Here is a 25,546-nt window from a genome sequence, read left to right on the forward strand (position 1 = left end):
ACCCTAGCCCTCTCCCCGGAGGGGAGAGGGAAAAGGGCAGTTTGGGCAGAAAATTAAAGACTGGCACGAATAGTCCCCTCTCCCCTCCGGGGAGAGGGTCAGGGTGAGGGGGAAAACCATGACCACTGAACAACACCAGGAAATCCTCCGCACAGAGGGCTTGAGTAAATTCTTCCCCGGCGTAAAAGCGCTGGATAACGTTGATTTTAGCCTGCGACGCGGCGAGATCATGGCGTTGCTGGGCGAGAACGGTGCGGGGAAATCGACGCTGATTAAAGCCCTGACCGGGGTTTATCACGCCGATCGCGGCACCATCTGGCTGGAAGGTAACGCCATATCACCCAAAAATACCGCCCATGCGCAGCAGTTGGGGATCGGGACGGTGTACCAGGAGGTGAACCTGCTGCCGAACATGTCGGTCGCGGATAACCTGTTTATTGGCCGGGAGCCACGACGCTTTGGCCTGCTGCGCCGCAAGGAGATGGAAGCGCGGGCGACAAAACTGATGGCGTCTTACGGCTTCTCTCTCGACGTACGCGAGCCGCTGAACCGTTTTTCCGTCGCCATGCAGCAGATTGTCGCCATTTGTCGCGCTATCGACCTCTCGGCAAAAGTGCTGATCCTTGATGAGCCCACCGCCAGCCTCGATACCCAGGAAGTGGAGATGCTCTTTACCCTGATGCGCCAGCTGCGCAATCAGGGCGTGAGCCTGATCTTCGTCACCCATTTCCTCGATCAGGTGTATGAGGTGAGCGATCGCATTACGGTGCTGCGCAACGGCAGTTTTGTCGGCTGCCGCGAAACCCGCGAGCTGCCGCAGATTGAACTGGTCAAAATGATGCTCGGCCGCGAGCTGGAGTCCAATGCGCTCCAGCGTGCCGGCCGTACGCTGCTGAGTGAGAAACCGGTCGCCGCGTTCAGTGATTTCGGCAAGAAAGGGGTCATCTCGCCGTTTAACCTGGAGGTGCGCCCCGGTGAAATTGTCGGTCTGGCGGGCCTGTTAGGCTCGGGCCGTACCGAAACCGCCGAGGTGATCTTCGGGATCAAGCCTGCAGACAGCGGCACCGCGCTGATCAAAGGTAAACCGCAAACCCTGCGCTCGCCACATCAGGCCTCCTGTCTGGGTGTGGGCTTCTGCCCGGAAGACAGAAAAACGGATGGCATTATTGCCGCCGCCTCGGTGCGGGAAAATATCATTCTGGCCTTACAGGCGCAGCGCGGCTGGCTGCGGCCGATCCCACGGAAAGAGCAAAACGCCATTGCCGAGCGCTTTATTCGCCAGCTCGGTATCCGTACCCCGAGCGCAGAACAGCCGATAGAGTTCCTCTCCGGGGGCAACCAGCAGAAGGTACTGCTTTCCCGCTGGCTACTGACCAAACCTCAGTTCCTGATCCTCGATGAACCGACCCGCGGCATTGACGTGGGGGCGCACGCCGAAATTATCCGCCTTATTGAAACCCTGTGCGCGGACGGGCTGGCGCTGCTGGTCATCTCGTCTGAACTGGAGGAGCTGGTGGGCTATGCCGATCGCGTCATCATCATGCGCGATCGCAAGCAGGTGGCAGAGATCCCGCTGGATAAACTGTCCGTTCCGGCAATCATGAATGCCATCGCGGCGTAAGGAGTGAATCGTGATGTCTCGTTCGCTTTCGCAAACTGGCGAAACAAAACGCCGCTTCAACTGGCCGACCGGCACGCCGCAAATCGCCGCGCTGCTGGTGGTGTTGCTGGTCGATAGCCTGGTCGCACCGCATTTCTTCCAGATAATCGTGCAGGATGGCCGCCTGTTCGGCAGCCCGATCGATATTTTAAACCGCGCCGCGCCGGTGGCGCTGCTCGCCATTGGTATGACGCTGGTGATCGCCACCGGCGGGATCGACCTTTCTGTTGGCGCGGTGATGGCCATTGCCGGGGCGACGGCAGCATCAATGACCGTCGCCGGGCACAGCCTGCCAGTGGTGCTGCTGGCGGCGTTGGGCACCGGCGTGCTGGCCGGACTGTGGAACGGCATTCTGGTGGCGGTGCTCAAAATCCAGCCGTTTGTTGCCACGCTGATATTGATGGTGGCCGGGCGCGGTGTCGCACAGCTCATCACCTCGGGGCAGATTGTTACCTTCAACTCGCCGAACCTGGCGTGGCTCGGGAGCGGCAAGCTGCTCTTTTTCCCCACGCCGGTGATTATTGCGCTGGTGACGCTGGTGGTGTTCTGGATCTTTACCCGCAAAACGGCGCTGGGCATGTTCATTGAAGCGGTCGGGATCAACATCCGTGCGGCGCGCAACGCCGGGGTCAATACGCGGCTGATGGTGATGCTCACGTACGTATTGAGCGGCGTGTGTGCTGCCATCGCCGGGGTGATCGTCGCGGCAGATATTCGTGGGGCTGATGCTAACAACGCCGGGTTATGGCTGGAGCTGGATGCGATCCTGGCGGTGGTTATTGGCGGCGGATCGCTGATGGGCGGGCGCTTTAACCTGCTGCTCTCGGTAATTGGTGCGCTGATTATTCAGGGGATGAACACCGGGATCCTGCTTTCCGGGTTCCAGCCGGAACTCAACCAGGTGGTGAAAGCGGTGGTCGTGCTCTGCGTGCTGATCGTCCAGTCACCGCGCTTTGTCAGCATCATTAAGGGGATCCGTGGCCATGATAAAACGTAATTTACCGTTAATGATCACGCTGGGCGTGTTTGTGCTGGGCTATCTCTACTGCCTGACCCAGTTCCCGGGGTTCGCCTCGACGCGTGTGATTTGTAACATTCTGACGGATAACGCCTTTTTAGGCATCATCGCGGTCGGCATGACCTTTGTGATCCTCTCCGGGGGGATTGATCTCTCCGTCGGATCGGTGATCGCCTTTACCGGTGTGTTCCTTGCCAAAGCGATCGGTTTCTGGGGCATCTCGCCGCTGGTGGCGTTTCCGCTGGTGCTGGTGATGGGCTGTGCGTTTGGTGCCTTTATGGGGCTTCTGATTGACGCGCTCAAGATCCCGGCCTTTATCATTACGCTTGCCGGGATGTTCTTCCTGCGCGGCGTGAGTTATCTGGTGTCTGAGGAGTCGATCCCGATCAACCATCCGGTGTACGACACGCTCTCCAGCCTGGCGTGGAAAATCCCCGGCGGGGGCCGCCTGAGCGCGATGGGGCTGCTGATGCTGGGCGTGGTGGTCATTGGTATCTTCCTTGCTCATCGCACCCGGTTTGGTAATCAGGTCTACGCTATTGGCGGCAACGCGACCTCGGCCAATCTGATGGGGATCTCCACCCGCAGCACCACCATCCGCATCTATATGCTCTCCACCGGGCTGGCGACGCTGGCGGGGATTGTCTTCTCCATTTACACCCAGGCGGGTTACGCGCTGGCCGGGGTTGGCGTTGAACTGGATGCGATTGCCTCTGTGGTGATTGGCGGCACGCTGCTCAGCGGCGGGGTGGGGACGGTGCTGGGAACACTGTTTGGCGTGGCAATCCAGGGGCTGATCCAGACCTATATCAACTTTGACGGCACGCTCAGCTCCTGGTGGACGAAAATCGCCATCGGCATTTTACTGTTTATTTTTATTGCCCTGCAGCGCGGTCTGACGGTGCTCTGGGAGAACCGCCAGAGCTCGCCTGTTACCCGCGTGAACACATCAGTAACAGAGCGATAACATGCTGAATTTGCTTAAAGTCTAAACATTTTCCGGTAGCGGCCGATACTCTTTTTTTATGCCCAGAAATATCTCGCTACCGGAAATAACATCATGCTTAAAACGCTATCGATTCGTACCGGCTTGCTCTCTTTACTGGCCGTTATGACCCTTCTGCTGCTGATTGTCAGCGGCATTGGCATTTATGCCCTCACACAGAGTTCTTCGTCACTTCAGCGCATCAACCACCTTCAGGGTGAGCAGATGGTGCAGCTCAATTCTGGCTATACGCTGATCCTTCGTGCGCGCAACGAGGCGGGCCAGGCCGTCAGAATGATGGAAATTGGTCTGCTGGACGATGCCGCGAAATCGGTGAAAAGCATTAATCAGGAGATCGCCCTGGCGCAAAAAACGCTGAAAGGCGTGATCGACGCAGGCGTGGCCGATCCCCAGGGACAGCAGTTGCTGGATAAGGTGGCGGCCAGTCTGGCGGCCTATAACCAACAGGGGATCAACCCAATGCTGAAAGCGCTGAACGAACAGAGCGCAGACAGCTATTACGATCTGCTGGAGAGTAAGCTCATTCCGGTAGCAAAGCAGTTTGATAACGATATGCAGGCGTTCCAGATGTGGAGCGACGCGCGCGGGAAAGCGGAAGTCAGCGCCGTGCAGTCGAGCAAAACGCGGGTTCTGGTCCTGATCGTTGTCGCGGCGCTGCTGACGGCAGGCATCATTGTGCTGGCCTGGCTGGTGCTGCGCCACATGCTGCTCAAGCCGCTCTCGGCGTCGATTGCGCAGCTGGAAAACGTCGCCGCGGGGGATTTAACCCACACGCTGAATGCCCCGGCGAGCCAGGAGTTCAACCGTCTGAACGCTGCCATCGAAGGCATGCGCCAGTCGCTGATGCACTCGGTGCTGCGGGTCCGCGATGCCAGCTCGCAAATTGATACCGGCAGCCGCGAGCTGACGGCGGGAAACAGGGATCTTGCCGAACGCACGGAGTCCACCGCGACCTCGCTGGAGCAGACCGCCGCCAGCATGGAAGAGATCACTGCCACGGTGAAACTCAACGCGGATAACGCCGAGCAGGCGCACCAGCTGGCGAAATCTGTCTCGGATACTGCCGATCACGGCAGCGAAATGGTCTGCTATGTAATTGAGAAAATGCGCGATATCTCCGGCAGCTCGGCGCGCATTGCCGACATTCTGAGCGTTATTGACGGCATTGCCTTCCAGACCAACATTCTGGCGCTGAACGCCTCCGTGGAAGCGGCGCGTGCGGGCGAGCAGGGGCGCGGTTTTGCCGTCGTTGCGGGCGAGGTGCGCAATCTTGCCAGCCGCAGCGCCGATGCGGCAAAAGAGATCCGTTCACTTATCAGCGACTCGCAGACTCACGTTAATGAGGGCAGCGAGCTGGCGCAGCAGGCGGGCGAAACGATGGATGAGATCGCAACCGAAGTGCTGCGCATGACCAAACTGATGCGCGAAATTGCCACCGCGTCTCAGGAACAGAGCCGTGGCATTGAACAGGTGAATATTGCGGTAAATCAGATGGATGAAACCGCGCAGCAGAATGCGGCGCTGGTACAGCAATCCTCTGCCGCGACGCGCTCGCTGGAAGAGCAGTCGCGCCAGCTGATGGAAGCCATGTCATCATTTAAACTGACGACGCAGAGTGTCGCATAATATTCCCCGACCCTGGTACATTCTGTACCAGGGTATTATTCTCGGACGAATTAATCGCGCTAATATTATCGTGAATATTACCGAGTAATATTTCCAGCTGGTGGGTTAAGGTTAACGCTTTTTCCGTCGGTTCAAGATATAACCCTTTACGGATAAATAGCGGTTCAGCAAAAAGCTGGCTAAAGCGCTTCAACGCCAGGCTCACGGCCGGGCGTGACATCTCCAGCCGGACAGAGGCCTTCGCCATGCTGCCGCAGCGGACCACTTCAATAAAGACAGGAATAAGATTTAAATCGATGCCGGTATTGGCACGGGAATAATTTTTCGTCACGGGTACGCTCCAGGAAATATCTGTCAAACTGTTATGGAAATAATGCAGGAGCGAATCTGAATATTAAAGCGCGTTTTTTATAAACACTTATACGGTAAATTATATAAATGTATTGGGGAGCCAGAGCGGCTCCCCGGGAGAGGGATTACGCGTCCGGATACTCACGGATAAAACGTTCAACGTCTTCAACCATATGGTTGTTGCCGACGAAGAAGGAACGACGCTGGTGCAGACTTTCTGGCACGATGTCCAGAATGCGCTCTTTACCATCGCTCGCCTTGCCGCCCGCCTGTTCCGCCAGGAACGCCATCGGGTTGCATTCATACAGCAGACGCAGCTTCCCGTCCGGGTGGCTGGCGGTGCTTGGGTAGAGGTAAATGCCGCCTTTCAGCAGGTTACGGTGGAAATCCGCAACCAGGGAACCGATATAGCGGGAGGTGTAAGGGCGCTGCGTCGCTTTATCTTCTTCCTGGCAGAATTTAATGTACTTCTTCACGCCAGTCGGGAACTTGATGTAGTTACCTTCGTTGATGGAGTAGGTGTTTCCCTTCTCCGGGAAGCGCATACGTTCCTGACACAGGCAGAATACGCCCAGCGACGGATCGTAAGTAAAGGCATGAACGCCACAGCCGGTGGTGTAGACCAGCATGGTGGAGGAGCCATACACGACATAACCGGCAGCAACCTGCTGACTGCCAGGCTGCAGGAAATCTTCTTCTGTCACCGGCGTGCCAACAGGCGTGACGCGGCGGTAGATGGAGAAAATGGTACCGACAGAAACGTTAACGTCGATGTTGGAGGAGCCGTCCAGCGGATCCATCAGAACAACGTATTTCGCGTGTTCACACCCTTCGAATACGACAATTTCATCTTCTTCTTCAGAGGCGATACCCGCAACGATGTCGCGCGCGCGCAGTGCAGCTTTCAGTTTTTCATTTGCGAACAGATCGAGTTTCTGCTGAACCTCGCCCTGAACGTTCTCGGCACCGCTGGCACCCAGGATATCGACCAGACCGGCCTTGTTGATATCACGGTGGATGATCTTAGCGCCCAGCTTTATTGCCGACAGCAAAGCAGTGAGTTCACCGGTAGCATGAGAGAACTCGTGCTGCTTTTCGACAATAAATTCACCTAACGTTTTCATAACACTTTCCCTGCATCTTTGTGAGTAGAGCGATTGTATGTTCACTAAAACGACTAATGCCCAACAATCTTAACAAATATTCAAATAGTAGCGCAGAGGTGAATCGCGCCAGCAATATACGGATTTACCTGAAATGCGTTTCACACCCGCTAACATGTGAGTAAAATGTGCGCCACATTGAAGAAGGATAGTGACGTATGCGCATTCATATATTGGGGATTTGTGGCACTTTCATGGGCGGACTGGCAATGCTGGCGCGCTCGCTGGGCCATGAAGTGACAGGTTCGGACGCCAATGTGTATCCGCCGATGAGCACGCTCCTGGAAAAACAGGGCATCTCTCTGATTCAGGGTTATGATGCCAGCCAGCTGGATCCCGCGCCGGATCTGGTGATCATTGGCAACGCCATGACGCGAGGTAATCCGTGCGTTGAGGCGGTACTGGAACGCAATATTCCGTTCATGTCTGGTCCACAGTGGCTGCATGATTTCGTCCTGCGCGACCGTTGGGTTGTTGCTGTGGCCGGTACGCATGGTAAAACCACCACCGCCGGTATGGCGACCTGGATCCTTGAAGCCTGTGGTTACAAGCCTGGCTTTGTCATTGGCGGCGTTCCGGGCAATTTCGACGTGTCTGCGCGTCTGGGGGAGAGCCCGTTCTTTGTGATCGAAGCCGATGAGTACGACTGTGCGTTCTTCGACAAGCGCTCCAAGTTTGTACACTACTGCCCGCGCACGCTGATCCTCAACAACCTTGAGTTCGATCATGCGGATATCTTTGACGATCTGAAAGCCATTCAGAAACAGTTCCACCACCTGGTGCGCATCGTTCCGGGTCAGGGCCGTATCATCCTGCCGGAGAACGACATCAATCTTAAGCAGACCATGGCGATGGGCTGCTGGAGCGAGCAGGAGCTGGTGGGTGAGCAGGGCCACTGGCAGGCGAAAAAACTCAACGTGGATGCCTCGGAGTGGGAAGTGTGGCTCGACGGCGAGAAAGTGGGTGAGGTGAAGTGGGGCCTGGTTGGCGAACACAACATGCATAACGGCCTGATGGCAATCGCTGCCGCACGCCATGTGGGTGTTCAGCCTGCGGACGCGGCGAATGCGCTGGGTTCATTTATCAATGCCCGTCGCCGTCTGGAGCTGCGCGGTGAAGCCCACGGCGTAACCGTGTATGACGATTTCGCGCACCACCCAACCGCTATTCTGGCGACGCTTGCAGCGTTACGCGGCAAGGTCGGCGGTACCGCGCGCATTCTGGCGGTGCTGGAGCCACGCTCTAACACCATGAAAATGGGCATCTGCAAAGACGATCTCGCGCCATCCTTAGGGCGTGCCGACGAGGTCTTCCTGCTGCAGCCGCAGCATATTCCGTGGCAGGTAGCTGAAGTGGCCGATGCCTGCATTCAGCCTGCGCACTGGAGTGCGGATGTTGATGCTCTGGCGGATATGGTGGTGAAAGCCGCTCAGCCGGGTGACCATATCCTGGTGATGAGTAACGGCGGTTTTGGTGGGATCCATCAGAAGCTGCTGGACGGTCTGGCGAAAAAGGCTGAGGCCGCAGAGTAAAAAAAAAGCCCGGTGGCGCTAGCGCTTACCGGGCCTACTCATTGCACGACCTTGTAGGCCGGATAAGGCGTTTACGCCGCCATCCGGCGCAAAACCGCACGGATTACTCTTCGTTCTCAGACAGCTCGCGCAGATACTGGAAAATCAGACGCGCGGACTTCGGCGGCTTATTCCCTTCTTTCTCTTTCTTCGCGTTGCGGATCAGTGAACGCAGCTGCTGGCGGTCGGCATCCGGCCACAGGTTCAATACTTCCGGTACCGCATCATCACCCTGTTCAATCAGACGGTCGCGGATCTGCTCCAGCTTGTGGAACAGCGCAACCTGCTGGTTGTGGCGGTTTTTCAGTTTATCCAGCGCCTGGCGGATCGGATCGACGTCGCGCTGACGCAGCATTTTACCGATAAGCTGAAGCTGGCGACGACGGCCTTCTTTTTTGATTTTCTGTGCCAGTTCAATGGCATCACGCAGATCCTGGTCGAGCGGGATCTTATCCAGCGCGTTTTTACCCAGTTCCACCATTTCTGCGCCAAGCTGTTTTAACTCTTCGGCGTCGCGTTTAATTTCACTTTTACTGACCCAGATGATCTCATCATCTTCGTCTTCGATGTCATCACCGGGAACGTCGTCGAGCCAGTCTTCGGGCTGCTTAGTCATGTCAGGCTCCTTAAAAAAAGAGGCTAATGTTACCAGTTAAGACGCGCACTGAAAAACGGTTCTCTGTTAGACTTCAGTTAACTCTCTCTTACAGTATGGCATTTGCGATGAAAGTAACCTCACAAGTTGAAGCGCAGCGTAAAATTCTGGAAGAAGCCGTCTCCACCGCGCTGACGCTCGCTTCAGGTAAATCAGATGGCGCCGAAGTGGCGGTCAGCAAAACCACCGGCATTAGCGTGAGCACCCGCTATGGCGAAGTGGAGAATGTAGAATTCAACAGCGATGGCGCACTGGGGATCACGGTCTATCACCAGAACCGCAAAGGCAGCGCGTCGTCTACCGATCTCAGCCCCGATGCCATTGCCCGTACCGTGCAGGCGGCGCTGGATATTGCGCGTTACACCTCACCGGATCCTTATGCTGGCGTTGCGGATAAAGATCTGCTGGCGTTTGATGCCCCGGATCTCGATCTTTTCCACCCGGCGGAAGTTACCCCGGACGAAGCCATTGAGCTGGCCGCACGTGCCGAACAGGCGTCTTTGCAGGCGGATAAACGCATCACCAATACCGAAGGCGGCAGCTTCAACAGCCACTACGGCATCAAAGTCTTCGGCAACAGCCACGGAATGCTGCAGGGCTATTGCTCAACCCGTCACTCGCTCTCAAGCTGCGTGATCGCCGAAGAAAACGGCGATATGGAGCGGGATTATGCTTACACCATCGGCCGCGCGCTGGGGGATTTGCAGTCTCCGGAGTGGGTGGGCAAAGCGTGTGCTGAACGCACGCTGTCTCGCCTGTCACCGCGTAAGCTCTCCACCATGAAAGCCCCGGTTATTTTTGCCAATGAAGTGGCGACCGGCCTGTTTGGCCATCTGGTGGGCGCTATCGCGGGCGGCTCAGTTTACCGTAAATCGACCTTCCTGCTCGACTCACTGGGCAAACAGATCCTGCCGGAATGGCTGACCATTGAAGAGCACCCGCACCTGCTGAAAGGGCTGGCCTCCACGCCGTTCGACAGCGAAGGCGTGCGCACGGAACGCCGCGATATCGTTAAAGACGGCATTCTGACCCAGTGGCTGCTGACCAACTACTCCGCGCGCAAGCTGGGGCTGAAAAGCACCGGACATGCGGGGGGCATCCATAACTGGCGCATTGCCGGACAGGGCCTGAACTTCGAGCAGATGCTGAAAGAGATGGGCACCGGCCTGGTGGTGACAGAACTGATGGGCCAGGGCGTGAGCGGCATTACCGGAGACTACTCTCGCGGTGCGGCAGGCTTCTGGGTCGAAAACGGCGAGATTCAGTATCCGGTGAGCGAAATTACCATCGCCGGCAACCTGAAGGACATGTGGCGCAATATCGTTACGGTCGGTAACGATATTGAAACACGTAGCAATATACAGTGTGGTTCTGTATTACTGCCGGAAATGAAAATCGCCGGCCAGTAATACCCGAAAAGCGTTTTAATAATAAAAAAGGAAGTGAGCAATGCGTAAACACCTGTTAGCGATCGTCGCGGCTTCAACGCTGGTTCTTGGCTCTTCTGCGTTTGCTGCCGATCTCGAAGACAACATGGACATCCTCAGTCAAAACCTGAAGGTCGTTCAGAAAACGGACAATGCGGCAGAAATGAAAAGCGCATTGACCAAAATGCGTGAAGCGGCGCTGGACGCGCAAAAAGCGACGCCGCCAAAGCTGGAAAGCAAAGCGGCAGACAGCGCAGAGATGAAGGACTATCGCCACGGCTTTGACGTGCTGGTCGGTCAGATTGACGGCGCGCTGAAGCTCGCTAACGAAGGCAAAGTGAAGGAAGCCCAGGCGGCAGCCGACCAGTTTGTCGCGACGCGTAACACGTATCACAAAAAGTATCGTTAATTGGGTGCCTGAGCTGTACGTCCTTTCCCGTATGCGGGGGCGCAGTTAGCGCCCCCGCATCTTTGCTCCCTACTGGCCGGAGCGACACTCCATCCGCGCTGTCACTTCAAGCGAACCGTTTCGAAAACGGATCTCGCACAGTGTTTTCCTCGTCACCAGCGTTAAGATGATTATTGTCAAAGCAATAATCATCAAAACCCGGATAATTGGGGATTGGCGTTTCATGGATGCCTCCTTGCTTTAAAGCGGGCGAGGTAGCGAACTCCACGGTCCGACGTGTCGTTTCGAGCCCCCGCCCTGATTTTTTATCAGGCGGGGCTTTCCACTTTCCGTCCCATGCCTGAGACGGTCAGTCTCAAGCACCCGCCGCCACTCTAGCGAATCCCCATAAGAAAACCTTATCCACGTCACATTTCTACGAGTCGGCTCGTAATCTTTTCCGCTTCGCTCTTGCCATATTTGCCGTCAGATAACGTGATATTCATCACGTAAATACAGCGATTTATCCAGATTCAGCCTATTTATGTGGCACAGATCACTGCTGCGGCTCGCCTTTCCACTTCGAAGTGGAAAACAACTCGCTACAAACCCGCCATCGCCAACGTTAGTTTTATTCCAGAGCCATTAACGGGGTAAGACCAGTGAGTAACGGAGCGGTAATGAACGACGTTGGGGATCAGGCGGAGCAAACAGAAAAGCTCGCGAACACCATGCTGCAGCAGGTTTATGCCCTGCTGGCCCGGCACAACATCATCCCCAATGCAGTACAGGAACAGATGCTCACCTCCCATGTCCGCGCGATGGCGCACCGGTCCGTGACCGGCGAGCCGCTGCCGGAAGTGGAGGCAGAGCTGTTCGACGAAATTTCACCGGATTCAATGCGGCTCGCCCGTGAAGTGGTAGCGCAGTTTGGCAACCTTCCTGATGAAGAAGCCTGGCTGCTCTCCGTTCACTTTGAAGTCGCGAAAGACAACCTTTAAGGAGCAACACATGGAACAGATTACAGTCGTGATTGGCGATCGCCTGGGTAAAGGCCAGAAAGTGGCTGCCGGTGTGGAAAAAGCGGGTGGACGTGCGGTTGTCGTGCCGGGTATGGCGGCAGATATGAAACTCGGCGACGTCATGAAAGCGGAAAACGCCACCTTCGGCATCTCCTTCTGCGGCAGCGGCGGCGCGGGTGCCATCACGGCGCAAACCAAATATGGCTACAAAGCGAAATACGGCATGCGCTCCGTAGATGAGGGGGTGACCGCCATCAACGAAGGCTGCAACGTGCTGGGCTTTGGCTTTATGGATAAAGAAGAGCTGGGCGAGCGTCTGGTGCAGGCGTGGCAGAAGAAGCACGGCGCATAAGCATGAAAGAACAGTTCACAACCACGGTGAGAGTGAAGGGGAAGGGCGACGCCAAAGCGCGCGCCTTTGCCGACGCACTCAACCACGTTCAGGCCGCGGTGATGAAAGCCTCACCGCATATCTTACTGCGTATTGAGCCACAGGATGTGCAGGTCGTTCAGGCGCAAGAAGCGGTGCGTAAAGAAGCGTTTCTGTTCTTCTTTTTGCGCCGGGAAAGACGCACCTACAGCGTGGAGCTGGATGTGACCGTCAACGTGACCGCCATCAATCTCGACCAGGTGGATTTCGTCACGCAACGCTGATTATTCATAAAAGGGCAGACTGATGTTCTTAATTATATTAATAAAATCGCTCATCATTGGCGGCCTGGTAGGCGTCGGTGTTGGAGCCGGGGCTGCACGCATGTTTCATGCGCCTACCACTCAGGGTATGGGCGCGTTTCGTACGTTGGGGGAACTGAACTCCTGCGAAGGGGATCCGGCTTCTCACTTCTCCTTTGGGTTAGGCTTCTTCTTTAACGCCTGGGCCTCTTCCGTGGCCGCAGGTGCCTTCACACAGGACGTAGACCACCGCATCATCCCAAACTGGGGTGCTGCAGCCTTGATGATCAAAAACCGTAACGTCGGCGAAACGCTGCACGATCCCCGCAAGATGGCGATTGCCTGCGGCATCATCGGCATGATTGTTGTCACCTTCCTTAACCTGACTGCCTCGTCTGTTCCGGCCGCACTGCAGGTCACCGCCGTGAAGGTGCTGGTACCGGCGGCAAACCTGCTGGTGAACACCGTGATGCCGGTGATCTTCTGGCTGGCGGCCATCGACGCGGGTAAAAAATCCGGCTTCTGGGCGACCATCTTCGGCGGCGCAGCGCAGCTGATTATGGGTAACGCCGTACCGGGCCTGGTACTGGGGATCCTGATCGGTAAAGGCGTGGAAGAGAGCGGCTGGAACCACGTCACCAAAGTGATGATGGCGGCCATCGTTCTGCTCTTCGTGCTGAGCGGCTTCTTCCGCGGCTTCGACATGAAGATGATTGAATCCTTCCATCTGACCGTGCCGAACTGGCTCGACATGATCCACAACTCGCTCAGCGGTAAATAACAGGAGCCTCTACATGGAACAGAATAAAGGTTTTTGGTATGCCGACTGGTCGTTCCCGATCTTCGTTGGCCTGCTCTCCTCCGGCGTGTTTGCCGGGACGCACATGTACTACCTTTACGGCATCGGCGCGTTTAACGAAGTGGCCTTCGTGGCGATGCTGAAGGCGGGAATTGATACCGGCGTATACGGCGCAGTGGCGGCGTTCGGCGCAAGCTTCCTGTTCGCCCGTATTATCGAAGGATCGCTGGTAGGGATCCTCGACATCGGCGGGGCTATCCAGACCGGCGTGGGTCTGGGTGTGCCAGCACTGCTGCTGGGCGCGGGGATCATGTTCCCGGTGACCAACTTCATTGCCTCGCTGATTACCGGCCTGGTGATTGGTCTGGCGATCGGCTACGTCATCATCCTGGCGCGTAAGTTCACCATCAACCAGAGCAACTCCACCTACGGGGCGGACGTGATGATGGGCGCGGGCAATGCCTCCGGTCGTTTTCTGGGGCCGTTGATTATCCTCAGCGCCATGACCGCTTCTATTCCGATTGGCGTCGGTTCCCTGCTGGGCGCGCTGCTGTTCTACATCTGGCAGAAGCCGATCACCGGCGGTGCCATCCTTGGCGCCATGATTTTAGGCTGGTTGTTCCCGGTCGCCCTTTAATACCTGCGGGCGCGCTGGCGCCCGCCTTATCAGGAGAACCCCATGTTTGATTTACTCCTGCGCCGTGCGCGCCTTAGCGACGATACCCTGACCGATATCGCCATTCTGGACGGGAAAATTGCCGCAACAGGCGACATAGACGCTCCCGCCCGCAAAACGGTGGAGCTGAACGGTGACGTGTTCGTCAGCGCAGGCTGGATCGACTCCCACGTCCACTGCTACCCGAACTCCCCTATTTACCACGACGAACCGGACAGCGTGGGTATCGCTACCGGCGTCACCACCGTGGTGGATGCGGGCAGTACCGGTGCCGACGACGTGGACGATTTCTACGAAATCACCCGCAAAGCCTCAACCGAGGTCTTTGCCCTGCTGAATATCTCCCGCGTGGGGCTGATTGCCCAGAACGAGCTGGCCAATATGGCGAATATTGATGCCGATGCCGTGAAGCAGGCGGTGAAACGCCACCCTGACTTTATCGTCGGGCTGAAAGCGCGCATGAGCAGCAGCGTGGTGGGTGAAAACGGTATTACGCCGCTGGAGCGTGCGAAAGCCATTCAGAAAGAGAACGGCGACCTGCCGCTGATGGTGCACATCGGCAATAACCCGCCTAACCTCGACGAAATTGCCGAGCTGCTGAGCTCGGGCGACATCATTACCCACTGCTACAACGGCAAACCAAACCGCATTCTGACGCCCTCTGGCGAGCTGCGCGCCTCCATCACCTCCGCCCTGAAACGCGGTGTGCGGCTGGACGTAGGCCACGGTACGGCGAGCTTCAGCTTTGAAGTGGCGAAACGCGCTATCGCGATGGGCATTCTGCCGCACACCATCAGCTCGGATATCTACTGCCGCAACCGCATCAACGGCCCGGTGGGCTCGCTTTCGAGCGTGATGTCGAAATTCCTCGCCATCGGCATGTCATTGCCGCAGGTGATTGACTGCGTCACCGCCAACGCCGCCGACGGCCTGCGCCTGACGCGCAAAGGGCGTATCGAACCCGGCCTCGACGCCGACCTGACGCTGTTCACCCTTAAGCGCCAGCCGACGGTGCTGACGGATGCTGAAAACGACAGCCTGCAGGCTGAACACATTCTGGTGCCGCTTGCCGCGATCCGCGCGGGCAAGGGCTACATGACCGAACAAGGGAGCACGGAACATGCCTTCGATTTATGAGAAGTACAACTTAAAGCAGGTCATCAACACCTCCGGCCGCATGACGGCGCTGGGTGTCTCCACGCCACGCCCGGAAGTGGTGCAGGCGGCGATGGACGGCATGAATCACTATTTCGAGATGAAAGATCTGGTCAATAAAACCGGGGAATACATCGCGAAGCTGCTGGATGTGGAGGGCGCGACGGTGGTCTCCTGCGCATCCGCGGGCATCGCCCAGTCCGTGGCGGCAGTGCTGGTGAAAGACAGCGACTGGCTGCTGGAAAACCTGCACGTCACTCCAGTTGAGAACAACGAAATCGTGCTGCCGAAAGGGCACAACGTTAACTTTGGCGCGCCGGTGGGCACCATGGTGGCGCTGGGCGGCGGCAAGCTGGTGGAAGCGGGCTACGCTAACGAATGCTCAGCCGAGCAGCTGGCGGCGGCCATCACCCCGCGCACCGCGGCGATCCTTTACATCAAATCGCACCACTGCGTGCAGAAAAGCATGCTCAGCGTTGAGCAGGCGGCGGTCGTGGCGCGCAAACACGATCTGCCCCTGATCGTCGATGCTGCAGCGGAAGAAGATCTGCATACCTATTACCGCTCAGGCGCCGACCTGGTGATCTACAGCGGCGCGAAAGCGATCGAAGGGCCCACCAGCGGCCTGGTGATCGGCAAGACCCAGTACGTTGAGTGGGTGAAGCGCCAGACGGCGGGCATTGGCCGCGCCATGAAGGTGGGTAAAGAGGGCATCCTCGGCCTGACCTGCGCCATCGAACACTACCTGACGGCAACCAAAGAGAGTGGGGCGGAGATGGTGGCAAAAATGACGCCGTTTATCGACGCGCTCAACACCCTGAATGGCGTTACCGCGCGCGTGGTCTGGGACAGCGCCGGTCGCGATATCGCGCGTACCGAGATTAAGTTTGACGAAGCCGTAACCGGCATCGGCACCGGCGAGCTGGTGAATGCCCTGAAGCAGGGCGAATACGCCATTTATTTCCGCGGCTACAAGGCCAACGAAGGGATTATCGAAGCGGACGTGCGCAGCGTGAACGCTGACCAGCTGAACATTGTGTACCGCCGCATAAGCGAAGTGTTAGGACAGGAGAAAAAGGCATGAAACTGACCCCCAATTTTTACCGTGACCGCGTCTGCCTGAACGTGCTGGCAGGCTCAAAAGCGAACGCCAGCGCCATTTACGAGGCGGCAGAAGGTCACGTGCTGGTGGGCGTGCTCTCCAAAAATTACCCGGACGTGGCCAGTGCGGTTGCCGATATGCGCGAGTACGCGGCGCTGATTGATAACGCGCTCTCGGTAGGCCTGGGGGCGGGTGACCCGAACCAGTCGGCGATGGTGAGCGAAATCTCCCGTCAGGTGCAGCCGCAGCACGTTAACCAGGTTTTCACCGGTGTAGCCACCAGCCGTGCGCTGCTGGGGCAGAATGATTCGGTGGTCAACGGTCTGGTCTCCCCGACCGGCACCGTCGGGATGGTAAAAATCTCCACCGGCCCGCTGAGCAGCGCGGCACCGGACGGCATTGTGCCGGTTGAAACGGCGATCGCCCTGCTGAAAGACTTTGGCGGCAGTTCGATTAAGTACTTCCCGATGGGGGGCCTGAAGTGCCGTGACGAATACCAGGCCGTGGCGGAAGCCTGCGCCCGTCACGACTTCTGGCTGGAGCCGACCGGGGGTATCGATCTGGAAAACTACGAGGCGATTCTGCAGATCGCCCTGGACGCGGGCGTGAGCAAAATCATTCCGCATATTTATAGTTCGATTATCGATAAAGCCAGCGGCGATACGCGTCCGGAAGATGTGCGTACGCTGCTTGCGATGACGAAGAAGCTGGTGAAGTAAAACAAAACCTTACCCCTCACCCCAGCCCTCTCCCCAAAGGGGAGAGGGTGTAATCGTCCCCTCTCCCCTTTGGGGAGAGGGTTAGGGGGGAACACACCGCACAAACCTGAAGGAGCCACCATGCACACCCGTACCCTGCTTGTCGCTTCACTCTCTTTACTGGCTAACGCCGCTATCGCCCAGCCGCAGTACGCCTGGGTCGGCACCTATAACCCCAACGGGGAAGGGCTGTACCGCTTTACCGTCGACCCGAGCACCGGTGCGCTCGGCGATAAAACGCTGGTGAGTCAGCTGCCGAACGCCGCGCAGCTGGCCGTCTCGCACGATGGCAAAACGCTGTATCTGGCAAGCGAAGTGGAGCAGGGCGTGGTGCAGGCGCTGCGGATAGATGATAACGGCGAGCTGAGCGAGCTGAATCAGGTCTCCTCCGGCGGTGCGGGGCCGGTGTATCTTTCGCTCACGCCGAACGGTCAGCATCTGCTGGTGGCGAACTACGTAAGCGGATCGATCGCAGTGCTGCCGATCAAAGCCGATGGCAGCCTGGGTGACGCCACGGATCGGCACCAGGATCAGGGTGAGCCAGGCGCTGCGAAACCGGAGGCGGCAGCAGAAGGCAGTTTTGCCATCAGCGATCATAATGGTCCTCATGCGCACATGATCGCCGCCGATCCGAGCGGGAAATATGTGTTTTCCACCGATCTGGGGTTGGATCGTATCGATCAGTACCGCTTTGACGATCGAGCCGGCAAGCTGACGCCGAACGATCCGCCGTTTATCAGCGCCTCCTCAAAAGGGGCCGGGCCGCGGCACTTTGTCTTTACGCCGAAGGGGGATGCGCTGTGGCTGATTAACGAAGAGGCGTCTACGCTCACCCATTATACGCTGGACAGCAACGGCAGGCTGAAAGAGGGCAAAACGCTCTCCGTGCTGCCAGAAGGTTACAAAGGCACCAGTTTTGCGGCCGGACTGGCGCTGAGTGCAGATGGTAAACAGCTGTACGTGGCTAACCGTTTGCATAACAGCATCGGGCACTTTACCGTAACAGCGGAGGGCACGCTGACGCATCACGACGATGTCTGGACGCGTGGCGACTACCCGCGCACCCTGACGCTCGATAAACAGGGGCGCTGGCTGTACGTCATGAACCAGCGCAGCGACAACATTACCCGTTTCCGCGTCGGTCAGGACGGCAAGCTAAGCTTTGAGTCAGACTACACCCCGGTCGGCAGCCCATCCCAGATGGTCATTTCACCCTGAGCAGTAAGAGGACAACGACGTGCGATTTCCGAACCAACGTTTAGCGCAACTTTTCGATCTGTTGCAAAACGAGACGCTGCCGCAGGACGAGCTGGCGCAGCGGCTGTCGGTCTCCACGCGAACCGTCCGGGCGGATATTTCCGCCCTGAACGCGCTGCTGGCAAGCCACGGCGCGCAGTTTATTCTCAGCCGCGGCAATGGCTACCAGCTCAAAATTGACGATGCGGTACGTTATCAGCAGCTACAGGCTTCCCATCCGCGCGCGCTGCGCATTCCCCGTACCGGGCCGGAGCGCGTGCATTATCTGGTGGTGCGTTTTCTCACCTCGGCGTTTTCACTCAAGCTGGAAGACCTGGCCGATGAGTGGTTCGTCAGCCGCGCCACGCTGCAGAGCGACATGGTGGAGGTGCGGGAGTGGTTCCACCGCTACAACCTGACGCTGGAAACGCGTCCACGCCATGGCATGAAGCTGTTTGGCCGTGAGATGGCGACCCGCGCCTGTCTGACCGATCTGCTCTGGGAGCTGGCCCAGCAGGACAGCCTGAATCCGCTGGTGACCGACGTGGCGCTCAATGCCGGAGTAGCAGAGCAGATGGTGCCCGTACTGCACGAGGCGCTGACGCGGCATCACATCCGCCTGACCGACGAAGGCGAGCTGTTCCTGCGACTCTACTGCGCGGTGTCGGTTCGCCGCATCAGCGAGGGGTACCCGCTGCCGGAATTCCACGCTGAAGATGTGGAAGAGAACGTGCGTGACGCGGCGAAAGATATCGCGGTGACCATCCAGCAACTCGCGGGCAAAGCGCTTTCCCCTTCGGAAGAGAGCTGGCTGTGCGTGCATATCGCCGCGCGGCAGATCCAGGATATCGCGCCGAGTGCCATTAATGCGGATGACGACGAAGCGCTGGTCAACTACATCCTGCGCTATATCAACACCCACTATAACTACAACCTGCTCAGCGACGAGCAGCTGCATGCGGATCTGCTTACCCATATCAAAACCATGATCACCCGCGTGCGGTATCAAATCATGATCCCGAATCCGCTGCTGGATAACATCAAGCAGCACTATCCGATGGCGTGGGATATGACGCTGGCGGCAGTCTCAAGCTGGGGCAAATACACGCCGTATGTGATCAGCGAAAACGAGATTGGCTTCCTGGTGCTGCATATTGGCGTCGGGCTGGAGCGCCACTATAACATTGGCTACCAGCGCCAGCCGCGCGTGCTGCTGGTGTGCGATGCCGGTAATGCCATGGTACGCATGATTGAGGCGGTGCTGCAGCGCAAATACCCGCAGATTGAGGTCACACGCACGCTTACGCTTCGCGAGTACGAGCAGACGGAATCCATTAGCGAAGACTTTGTGATCTCGACTGCCCGCGTCAGTGAAAAGTCTAAGCCGGTGGTGATGATCGCCCCGTTCCCGACGGACTACCAGCTGGAGCAGATTGGCAAGCTGGTGCTGGTGGACAGAACCCGTCCGTGGATGCTGGATAAATACTTCGACGCTGCGCATTTCCGTATTCTCAACGCCCCTGTGGACCAGCAAACGCTGTTCCGCGAACTCTGCGTCCAGCTTGAAGAGGAGGGCTTTGTGGGGGCTGAGTTCCTCGACTCGGTCGTTGAGCGTGAAGCCATCGTCAGCACCATGCTCGGCGACGGCATCGCGCTGCCGCACTCCCTTGGCCTGCTGGCACAGAAAACGGTGGTCTATACCGTGCTCACCCCGCACGGCGTCCAGTGGGGCGACGAAACCGCCCACGTTATCTTCCTGCTCGCCATCAGCAAAAGCGAATACGAAGAGGCGATGGCGATCTACGATATTTTCGTCACCTTCCTGCGCGAACGTGCGATGTCACGGCTCTGTAGCTGCGGAGATTTTGCCGAGTTTAAGGCGGTGGCGATGGAGAGTTTGAGCCGGTTTTGAGAGGCGTTATCCAGAATTCGATGTAATGCGAATGTAATGCTAAACTGCATTACACATTCGATTCGCCTGGAGGCATAATGGCTACGCTTAACGTCCGTCTGGATGACAAACTCAAAAACGAGGCTTATGCCGTGCTGGAAAAACTCAATATCACCCCAACAGAAGCCGTGCGACTCCTGTTTCAGTACGTTGCGGAGACGGGGCGCATGCCGGTGAAAACGGTCACGATTAGCGACAGCGAAGATGCGCTGATACAGACAGTCCGGGAGCGACTGGCTAATCCGCAAAAGGGAATTAAGGTTAGTCTGGATGACTTATGAACTGGAATTTGACCCGAGGGCGTTAAAGGAGTGGAGCAAGCTGGGGGAGACTGTAAAAAAGCAGTTCAAGAAGAAACTTGCCGGGGTGTTGGTAAACCCCCGGATCGAATCAGCCCGTCTGCATAATCTGCCTGATTGCTACAAAATAAAACTCAGATCCCAGGGTTACCGTTTGGTCTATCAGGTTCAGGACAACGTGGTAACGGTAGTTGTCATCGCCATTGGGAAAAGAGAGAAATCAGCCGTATATCACGATGCTAACAAACGGCTATAGCGTTCAGCGCAAATGATGCACAACCTGGTTACTGCTGCCGCGCCAGATAAGCGCCGGGTCTTTTAAATCCTGTACAAATTTGCCGTCGACCAGCACGTTAATCAGATCCACCACTTCCCTTTGCTGCGCGTTCAGCTCGTCCAGCTTATAGCCCGTCCAGACCCAGATATCTTTTCCTGCGCACTCGCGGCGAATGCGTTTCACCAGCTTCAGGATCTCCGGCACGTTTTGCGGATGCAGCGGATCGCCGCCGGAGAGCGAAATCCCCTGGCGTTTGATGCGGGTGTCGTTGAGGTCGTTAATGATCCGGTCTTCCACCTCGGCAGTAAACGGCATGCCGGAATTGAGCCGCCAGGTGCTTTTGTTGTAGCAGCCAGGGCATTCGTGCACGCAGCCTGAGACAAAAAGAGTGCAGCGGGTGCCGGGGCCGTTAACGATGTCGACGGGGTAGTACTGGTGATATCGCATAGAAATGTCCAGAGAATGTATGCGCGCTGATGCCCTCACCCCGGCCCTCTCCCACGAGGAGAGGGGGAAGAGTTCCCTCTCCCTTGAGGGAGAGGGCTAGGGTGAGGGGGAGTACACGGAACTTACCCGATCTGCCCATTCCCTAAATGCTTCACGCGGCGTTTCACCTCTTCCTGCTTACCGGCGTTGAACGGACGCGCATCCGGGCTGCCAAGATAGCCGCACACGCGGCGGGTTACCGATACGCGGGCCGCATCGTGGTTGCCGCATTTCGGGCAGGTAAAGCCTTTACTGGTACACTCAAACTCGCCGGTAAAGCCGCACTCGTAGCACTCGTCGATAGGCGTGTTGGTGCCGTAATACGGCACGTGCTGATAGCTGTAATCCCACACGTCTTCCAGCGCTTTAAGGTTGTGCTGGATGTTCGGGTATTCGCCGTAGCAGATAAAGCCGCCGCTGGCGATAGGGGGATAGGCCGCTTCAAAGTCAATTTTGTCGTACGGGTTAACCTTTTTCTCCACGTCCAGGTGGAAGCTGTTGGTGTAGTAACCTTTATCAGTCACCCCTTCCACAATACCGAACTCGGCGGTGTCCAGACGGCAGAAACGGTCACACAGGTTTTCGCTCGGCGTACTGTACAGGCTAAAGCCGTAACCGGTCTCTTCTTTCCACTGGTCAACGGCATCGCGCAGGCGCTGAACAATGGCGATGCCTTTCTCGCGCAGCGCGTCGCTGTCATACATATGCGTGTTGCCAAACAGGGCGTTGATGGTTTCGTGAATGCCGATATAGCCCAGCGAGATCGACGCACGACCGTTTTTGAAGATCTCAGACACGTCGTCGTCCGCTTTCAGACGCACGCCGCAGGCCCCTTCCATATAGAGGATCGGTGCCACGCGTGCCTTGACCCCTTCCAGACGGGCGATGCGGGTCATCAGCGCTTTACGCGCCAGCTGTAAACGCTCATCCAGCAGCGCCCAGAAGGCGTCTTCATTACCTTTGGCTTCCAGCGCGATGCGCGGCAGGTTCAGGCTGATCACGCCTAGGTTGTTGCGGCCGTCATGCACCTGCTCACCATTTTCGTCCTCATACACGCCGAGGAAGCTGCGACATCCCATCGGGGTTTTAAACGAACCGGTGACTTTCACCACCTGGTCGTAGTTCAGAATGTCCGGATACATACGCTTGCTCGCGCACTCCAGCGCCAGCTGTTTAATGTCGTAGTTCGGGTCACCAAACTTATGGTTCAGGCCGTCGCGGATGGCGAATACCAGTTTCGGGAACACCGCCGTTTTGCGGTTTTTGCCAAGACCGGAGATACGGTTACGCAGAATGGACTGCTGAATCAGACGCGATTCCCAGCTGGTTCCCAGACCAAAGCCGAACGTGACAAACGGCGTCTGACCATTCGCGGTATGCAGCGTGTTCACCTCGTACTCCAGCGACTGGAACGCGTCATAGCACTCTTTCTCGGTGCGGGAATGGGCGTAGCCGTCGGCATCGGGGATCTGCCACTCTTCCGCCGTTTTACGGTGCTTCTTAAAGCTTGCAGTAACAAATGGGGCCAGCACTTCATCAATGCGGTTAATGGTGGTGCCGCCGTAAATGTGGCTCGCGACCTGGGCGATAATCTGCGCCGTGACGGCCGTCGCCGTGGAGATAGACTTCGGCGGCTCAATCTCGGCGTTACCCATTTTAAAACCGTGGGTCAGCATGCCTTTGAGGTCGATCAGCATGCAGTTAAACATCGGGAAGAACGGCGAGTAGTCGAGATCGTGGTAGTGGATCTCACCGCGCTCGTGCGCCGATACCACGTCGCGCGGCAACAGATGCTGACGGGCGTAGTGTTTAGCCACGATACCGGCCAGCAGATCGCGCTGGGTCGGGATCACCTTGCTGTCTTTATTGGCGTTTTCATTGAGCAGGGCGGAGTTGGTCTGCTCGACCAGACCCCGGATTTCCTGATTCAGGCGGCCGCGCTTTTCACGCTGGACGTCGCGGTCGTGGCGGTACTCAATGTATGCGCGCGCTAACTGCTTGTAAGGACCAGACATCAGCTGGTTCTCAACCGCAGTCTGGATCTCGCTGATATCCACCTGGCTGCGTTCGTTCATCTGGCGGCTAACGACGTCTGCGACGGTGGCGCAGTAATCTGCGTCATCGACTCCCGCTGCTTTAGCTGCACGCAGAATGGCTTCCTGAATGCGCTCTGATTTAAACGGCACTTTACAGCCATCACGTTTCATCACATGCGGTGTCATGATCACTCCATTTTAAAAACAGGTTATCCACAGAGGTGGGGAAGTATGCACCGGGTGGATTATCAGCCAGCCCAATGACTTCCCGCGTTCCCGACCCTTGTTATCCACAATCCCGGAGAGCGGAGTCGCCGTGTTGTTGTTGGAATAGTAGACGATAAATACAAGATGTTGGGTCGGCCAGCATTTTAAGTGCTACATATAGTGATTTGCATCAAACATGTTTGCGATTTTTTTGATTCAGAACAAAGTAAAAAGACGAGAGTACAAACGGCGGGCGCTGGAGCGAATGTAAATCCGCAAAGGAAAAATCTGATTAATTATTCAACAAAAACAGTAAAGTAAGCCGGGCGCTGCTATTACGCCCGGCGGGAGATTACGCCTGTAGCCACCAGACGGCTTCAAACGGACGTAGCGTGGCGGTGTGTGGGGCCGGGTAGTTACTCATGACGGCCTGCCACTCACCGCTGAGAACATCAGATTCCCATTCATGAGACTGATGGCTGAGGTTAGCCACCACCACCAGGGTTTTCCCCTGCCACTGGCGGCGATAACACCACAGGAACGGATGTTCCGGCAGCAGATCCTGATAATCGCCCCACGTCAGCACCGGCAGGGTTTTGCGCAGGCGAATCAGCGACTGGTAGGTATAAAACACCGAATCGGGATCGTCCAGCGCCGCGCGGGCGTTCACCGTCTCGTAGTTGTCGCAGACGCCAATCCACGGCTCACCTTCGGTAAAACCCGCATTGTGCGAGGCATCCCACTGCATCGGTGTGCGCCCGTTATCGCGCGACTTACTCGCCAGAATCGCCAGGAGTTCGTTCGGATCGCGGCCGTTAGCCCGCAGTTCGGCGAACATGTTCAGGCTTTCCACGTCGCGGTAATCGGTGATACGGCTGAAGTGCGGGTTGGTCATGCCAAGCTCTTCACCCTGATAGATATACGGCGTGCCCTGCATCCCGTGCAGCACCATGCCCAGCATCTTCGCCGCCGGTACGCGGTATTCGCCTTCATCGCCAAAGCGCGACACAATACGCGGCTGATCGTGGTTACACCAGAACAGCGCGTTCCACGCTTTGTTATGCATCCCCTGCTGCCAGTGGTAGAAGAGGGTTTTCAGCGCCACGAAATCCGGTTTTGCCAGCGTCCATTTTTCGCCGCCGGGGTAATCCACCTTCAGATGATGGAAGTTAAAGGTCATCGACAGCTCGCGCCCGTCGAGAGACGCATACTGCTGGCAGTTCTCCAGAGAGGTGGAGGACATCTCGCCCACCGTCATCAGATTACGCGGCGTAAAGACGTCGCGGCTCATCTCCTGGAGATATTCATGAATGCGCGGCCCATCGGTGTAGAAGCGGCGACCGTCGCCAATATCGTCATTCGGGAAAGCCTGGTCTTTCGAAATCAGGTTAATCACATCCAGACGCAGGCCGTCCACGCCGCGATCGGCCCAGAACTCGCACACCTTTTTCAGTTCAGCGCGCACGGCCGGATTCTCCCAGTTGAGATCCGCCTGCTCCGGGGCGAAGAGGTGCAGATAATACTGCTCGCTCTCGGCGTGCCAGCGCCAGGCGCTGCCGCCGAATTTGGAGCGCCAGTTGTTGGGAAGCTGCTCCGGCGTGCCGTCGCGCCAGATATAAAACTGGCGGTACGGGCTGGCTTTATTCAGTGATTCACGGAACCAGGCGTGCTGGGTTGACGTGTGGTTAAACACCATATCCAGCACGATGCGAATGCCGCGTTCATGCGCCTGGGCGACCAGCTCGTCAAAGTCATCCAGCGTGCCGTACGCCGGGTCGATGGCGGTGTAATTCGCCACGTCGTAGCCGTTATCCACCTGCGGGGAGATGTAAAACGGCGTCAGCCAGATGGCGTCAATACCGAGGGTTTTCAGGTAGTCCAGCCGCTGCGTCACGCCGCGCAAATCGCCGGTGCCGCTGCCGGTCGTGTCCTGAAAACTTTTTGGGTAAATCTGATAGATGACTCCGTTCTGCCACCAGTGAGGAAGGGTATTCATAGTGCGTTC

26 protein-coding genes are annotated in these 25,546 nt (G+C 57.2%); 19 read left to right on the plus strand and 7 right to left on the minus strand.

What is annotated here, in order from left to right; all coding sequences use genetic code 11:
• Window positions 1-118: 118 nt before the first annotated feature.
• From ytfR to EQV24_RS16165, 4 genes are all read left to right on the plus strand, one after another.
• Window positions 119-1,621 (plus strand): galactofuranose ABC transporter, ATP-binding protein YtfR, encoded by a 1,503-nt coding sequence (gene ytfR / locus EQV24_RS16150; protein ID WP_040020472.1) that lies wholly within the window; start codon window positions 119-121, stop codon window positions 1,619-1,621.
• Window positions 1,622-1,631: 10 nt separating this feature from the next.
• On the plus strand, window positions 1,632-2,657 hold the full coding sequence (ytfT, locus tag EQV24_RS16155) for a galactofuranose ABC transporter, ATP-binding protein YtfT (RefSeq protein WP_161799150.1): 1,026 nt from the start codon (window positions 1,632-1,634) through the stop codon (window positions 2,655-2,657).
• Entirely contained in the window at window positions 2,644-3,645 is a 1,002-nt protein-coding gene (gene yjfF / locus EQV24_RS16160; protein WP_014830436.1) for a galactofuranose ABC transporter, permease protein YjfF, read from the plus strand. The genes ytfT and yjfF overlap by 14 nt, the downstream gene beginning before the upstream one ends.
• Before the next feature lie 93 nt (window positions 3,646-3,738).
• Complete coding sequence (locus tag EQV24_RS16165; RefSeq protein WP_013095343.1) at window positions 3,739-5,310, plus strand: methyl-accepting chemotaxis protein; 1,572 nt, start codon at window positions 3,739-3,741, stop codon at window positions 5,308-5,310.
• Here EQV24_RS16165 and EQV24_RS16170 read toward each other — a convergent pair.
• Together EQV24_RS16170 and fbp are read right to left on the minus strand one after the other, a co-directional pair.
• A complete protein-coding gene (locus EQV24_RS16170) occupies window positions 5,282-5,641 on the minus strand; it encodes a LysR family transcriptional regulator (protein WP_038418557.1) in 360 nt (119 codons plus the stop codon). The genes EQV24_RS16165 and EQV24_RS16170 overlap by 29 nt on opposite strands.
• A 145-nt stretch (window positions 5,642-5,786) precedes the next feature.
• Window positions 5,787-6,785, minus strand: a complete 999-nt coding sequence (gene fbp / locus EQV24_RS16175) for a class 1 fructose-bisphosphatase (protein ID WP_013095345.1) — start codon at window positions 6,783-6,785, stop codon at window positions 5,787-5,789.
• Window positions 6,786-6,982: 197 nt separating this feature from the next.
• Between fbp and mpl the strand changes: the two genes are divergently transcribed.
• The gene (mpl, locus tag EQV24_RS16180; protein ID WP_013095346.1) at window positions 6,983-8,356 is read left to right on the plus strand and encodes a UDP-N-acetylmuramate:L-alanyl-gamma-D-glutamyl-meso-diaminopimelate ligase; all 1,374 of its coding nucleotides are present in this window, start codon (window positions 6,983-6,985) and stop codon (window positions 8,354-8,356) included.
• 103 nt (window positions 8,357-8,459) lie between these two features.
• Here the strand turns inward: mpl and yjgA are convergent, their stop codons facing one another.
• Window positions 8,460-9,011, minus strand: coding sequence for a ribosome biogenesis factor YjgA (yjgA, locus tag EQV24_RS16185; RefSeq protein WP_008501414.1), 552 nt, complete (start codon window positions 9,009-9,011; stop codon window positions 8,460-8,462).
• Window positions 9,012-9,106: 95 nt separating this feature from the next.
• Between yjgA and pmbA the strand changes: the two genes are divergently transcribed.
• Window positions 9,107-10,459, plus strand: coding sequence for a metalloprotease PmbA (pmbA, locus tag EQV24_RS16190; RefSeq protein ID WP_032618803.1), 1,353 nt, complete (start codon window positions 9,107-9,109; stop codon window positions 10,457-10,459).
• Window positions 10,460-10,499: 40 nt separating this feature from the next.
• Entirely contained in the window at window positions 10,500-10,886 is a 387-nt protein-coding gene (cybC, locus tag EQV24_RS16195; protein WP_013095348.1) for a cytochrome b562, read from the plus strand.
• Window positions 10,887-10,955: 69 nt separating this feature from the next.
• Here the strand turns inward: cybC and EQV24_RS16200 are convergent, their stop codons facing one another.
• A complete protein-coding gene (locus tag EQV24_RS16200) occupies window positions 10,956-11,111 on the minus strand; it encodes a Hok/Gef family protein (protein WP_020688727.1) in 156 nt (51 codons plus the stop codon).
• Window positions 11,112-11,527: 416 nt separating this feature from the next.
• Between EQV24_RS16200 and EQV24_RS16205 the strand changes: the two genes are divergently transcribed.
• The 12 genes from EQV24_RS16205 to EQV24_RS16260 all read left to right on the plus strand — a co-directional run bounded on the left by EQV24_RS16205 (window position 11,528) and on the right by EQV24_RS16260 (window position 20,791).
• A complete protein-coding gene (locus EQV24_RS16205) occupies window positions 11,528-11,866 on the plus strand; it encodes a glycine dehydrogenase (protein WP_028027887.1) in 339 nt (112 codons plus the stop codon).
• Between the two features lie 10 nt (window positions 11,867-11,876).
• Window positions 11,877-12,239 carry an SFCGS family glycine-rich protein gene (locus EQV24_RS16210; RefSeq protein ID WP_006179053.1) on the plus strand — a complete coding sequence of 121 codons (363 nt, stop codon included), beginning with the start codon at window positions 11,877-11,879 and terminating at the stop codon, window positions 12,237-12,239.
• Window positions 12,240-12,241: 2 nt separating this feature from the next.
• Window positions 12,242-12,541 (plus strand): DUF4312 family protein, encoded by a 300-nt coding sequence (locus EQV24_RS16215; protein ID WP_006810338.1) that lies wholly within the window; start codon window positions 12,242-12,244, stop codon window positions 12,539-12,541.
• Window positions 12,542-12,563: 22 nt separating this feature from the next.
• Window positions 12,564-13,340 (plus strand): DUF4311 domain-containing protein, encoded by a 777-nt coding sequence (locus EQV24_RS16220; RefSeq protein ID WP_006810337.1) that lies wholly within the window; start codon window positions 12,564-12,566, stop codon window positions 13,338-13,340.
• 13 nt (window positions 13,341-13,353) lie between these two features.
• Window positions 13,354-13,995: a DUF4310 family protein gene (locus EQV24_RS16225; RefSeq protein ID WP_013095350.1), complete on the plus strand. Its 642-nt coding sequence runs from the start codon at window positions 13,354-13,356 to the stop codon at window positions 13,993-13,995.
• A gap of 42 nt (window positions 13,996-14,037) precedes the next feature.
• Window positions 14,038-15,171 (plus strand): amidohydrolase/deacetylase family metallohydrolase, encoded by a 1,134-nt coding sequence (locus EQV24_RS16230; RefSeq protein ID WP_038418558.1) that lies wholly within the window; start codon window positions 14,038-14,040, stop codon window positions 15,169-15,171.
• Window positions 15,155-16,273: a DgaE family pyridoxal phosphate-dependent ammonia lyase gene (locus EQV24_RS16235; protein WP_061771435.1), complete on the plus strand. Its 1,119-nt coding sequence runs from the start codon at window positions 15,155-15,157 to the stop codon at window positions 16,271-16,273. Before EQV24_RS16230 ends, EQV24_RS16235 begins: the two co-directional genes overlap by 17 nt.
• Window positions 16,270-17,010 carry a KDGP aldolase family protein gene (locus EQV24_RS16240; RefSeq protein WP_094916329.1) on the plus strand — a complete coding sequence of 247 codons (741 nt, stop codon included), beginning with the start codon at window positions 16,270-16,272 and terminating at the stop codon, window positions 17,008-17,010. Before EQV24_RS16235 ends, EQV24_RS16240 begins: the two co-directional genes overlap by 4 nt.
• Window positions 17,011-17,130: 120 nt before the next feature.
• Window positions 17,131-18,267 carry a lactonase family protein gene (locus EQV24_RS16245; RefSeq protein ID WP_130626816.1) on the plus strand — a complete coding sequence of 379 codons (1,137 nt, stop codon included), beginning with the start codon at window positions 17,131-17,133 and terminating at the stop codon, window positions 18,265-18,267.
• Between the two features lie 19 nt (window positions 18,268-18,286).
• Window positions 18,287-20,197 (plus strand): PRD domain-containing protein, encoded by a 1,911-nt coding sequence (locus EQV24_RS16250; protein WP_130626817.1) that lies wholly within the window; start codon window positions 18,287-18,289, stop codon window positions 20,195-20,197.
• Window positions 20,198-20,274: 77 nt separating this feature from the next.
• Complete coding sequence (locus EQV24_RS16255) at window positions 20,275-20,517, plus strand: type II toxin-antitoxin system RelB/DinJ family antitoxin (protein WP_008501400.1); 243 nt, start codon at window positions 20,275-20,277, stop codon at window positions 20,515-20,517.
• Window positions 20,507-20,791: a type II toxin-antitoxin system RelE/ParE family toxin gene (locus EQV24_RS16260; RefSeq protein ID WP_058684032.1), complete on the plus strand. Its 285-nt coding sequence runs from the start codon at window positions 20,507-20,509 to the stop codon at window positions 20,789-20,791. Before EQV24_RS16255 ends, EQV24_RS16260 begins: the two co-directional genes overlap by 11 nt.
• Before the next feature lie 3 nt (window positions 20,792-20,794).
• On the opposite strand, the gene nrdG is transcribed toward EQV24_RS16260, so the two are convergent.
• From nrdG to treC, 3 genes are all read right to left on the minus strand, one after another.
• Window positions 20,795-21,259 carry an anaerobic ribonucleoside-triphosphate reductase-activating protein gene (gene nrdG / locus EQV24_RS16265; RefSeq protein WP_013095356.1) on the minus strand — a complete coding sequence of 155 codons (465 nt, stop codon included), beginning with the start codon at window positions 21,257-21,259 and terminating at the stop codon, window positions 20,795-20,797.
• Window positions 21,260-21,381: 122 nt separating this feature from the next.
• Window positions 21,382-23,520 carry an anaerobic ribonucleoside-triphosphate reductase gene (gene nrdD / locus EQV24_RS16270; RefSeq protein ID WP_013095357.1) on the minus strand — a complete coding sequence of 713 codons (2,139 nt, stop codon included), beginning with the start codon at window positions 23,518-23,520 and terminating at the stop codon, window positions 21,382-21,384.
• A gap of 373 nt (window positions 23,521-23,893) precedes the next feature.
• Window positions 23,894-25,537: an alpha,alpha-phosphotrehalase gene (treC, locus tag EQV24_RS16275; protein WP_130626818.1), complete on the minus strand. Its 1,644-nt coding sequence runs from the start codon at window positions 25,535-25,537 to the stop codon at window positions 23,894-23,896.
• Window positions 25,538-25,546: the final 9 nt, after the last annotated feature.

It is taken from the genome of Enterobacter sp. A8 (assembly GCF_004296595.1).
Classification (GTDB): Bacteria; Pseudomonadota; Gammaproteobacteria; order Enterobacterales; family Enterobacteriaceae; genus Enterobacter; species Enterobacter cloacae.

What these genes read in the sequence shown, in the direction of transcription:
- ytfR (WP_040020472.1), top strand. Translation starts at nt 119, where the DNA reads ATGACCACTGAACAACACCAGGAAATCCTCCGCACAGAGGGCTTGAGT.
- yjfF (WP_014830436.1), top strand. Translation starts at nt 2,644, where the DNA reads ATGATAAAACGTAATTTACCGTTAATGATCACGCTGGGCGTGTTTGTG.
- EQV24_RS16165 (WP_013095343.1), top strand. Translation starts at nt 3,739, where the DNA reads ATGCTTAAAACGCTATCGATTCGTACCGGCTTGCTCTCTTTACTGGCC.
- fbp (WP_013095345.1), bottom strand. Translation starts at nt 6,785, where the DNA reads ATGAAAACGTTAGGTGAATTTATTGTCGAAAAGCAGCACGAGTTCTCT.
- mpl (WP_013095346.1), top strand. Translation starts at nt 6,983, where the DNA reads ATGCGCATTCATATATTGGGGATTTGTGGCACTTTCATGGGCGGACTG.
- yjgA (WP_008501414.1), bottom strand. Translation starts at nt 9,011, where the DNA reads ATGACTAAGCAGCCCGAAGACTGGCTCGACGACGTTCCCGGTGATGAC.
- pmbA (WP_032618803.1), top strand. Translation starts at nt 9,107, where the DNA reads ATGGCATTTGCGATGAAAGTAACCTCACAAGTTGAAGCGCAGCGTAAA.
- cybC (WP_013095348.1), top strand. Translation starts at nt 10,500, where the DNA reads ATGCGTAAACACCTGTTAGCGATCGTCGCGGCTTCAACGCTGGTTCTT.
- EQV24_RS16200 (WP_020688727.1), bottom strand. Translation starts at nt 11,111, where the DNA reads ATGAAACGCCAATCCCCAATTATCCGGGTTTTGATGATTATTGCTTTG.
- EQV24_RS16210 (WP_006179053.1), top strand. Translation starts at nt 11,877, where the DNA reads ATGGAACAGATTACAGTCGTGATTGGCGATCGCCTGGGTAAAGGCCAG.
- EQV24_RS16215 (WP_006810338.1), top strand. Translation starts at nt 12,242, where the DNA reads ATGAAAGAACAGTTCACAACCACGGTGAGAGTGAAGGGGAAGGGCGAC.
- EQV24_RS16220 (WP_006810337.1), top strand. Translation starts at nt 12,564, where the DNA reads ATGTTCTTAATTATATTAATAAAATCGCTCATCATTGGCGGCCTGGTA.
- EQV24_RS16225 (WP_013095350.1), top strand. Translation starts at nt 13,354, where the DNA reads ATGGAACAGAATAAAGGTTTTTGGTATGCCGACTGGTCGTTCCCGATC.
- EQV24_RS16230 (WP_038418558.1), top strand. Translation starts at nt 14,038, where the DNA reads ATGTTTGATTTACTCCTGCGCCGTGCGCGCCTTAGCGACGATACCCTG.
- EQV24_RS16235 (WP_061771435.1), top strand. Translation starts at nt 15,155, where the DNA reads ATGCCTTCGATTTATGAGAAGTACAACTTAAAGCAGGTCATCAACACC.
- EQV24_RS16240 (WP_094916329.1), top strand. Translation starts at nt 16,270, where the DNA reads ATGAAACTGACCCCCAATTTTTACCGTGACCGCGTCTGCCTGAACGTG.
- EQV24_RS16245 (WP_130626816.1), top strand. Translation starts at nt 17,131, where the DNA reads ATGCACACCCGTACCCTGCTTGTCGCTTCACTCTCTTTACTGGCTAAC.
- EQV24_RS16255 (WP_008501400.1), top strand. Translation starts at nt 20,275, where the DNA reads ATGGCTACGCTTAACGTCCGTCTGGATGACAAACTCAAAAACGAGGCT.
- EQV24_RS16260 (WP_058684032.1), top strand. Translation starts at nt 20,507, where the DNA reads ATGACTTATGAACTGGAATTTGACCCGAGGGCGTTAAAGGAGTGGAGC.
- nrdG (WP_013095356.1), bottom strand. Translation starts at nt 21,259, where the DNA reads ATGCGATATCACCAGTACTACCCCGTCGACATCGTTAACGGCCCCGGC.
- nrdD (WP_013095357.1), bottom strand. Translation starts at nt 23,520, where the DNA reads ATGACACCGCATGTGATGAAACGTGATGGCTGTAAAGTGCCGTTTAAA.
- treC (WP_130626818.1), bottom strand. Translation starts at nt 25,537, where the DNA reads ATGAATACCCTTCCTCACTGGTGGCAGAACGGAGTCATCTATCAGATT.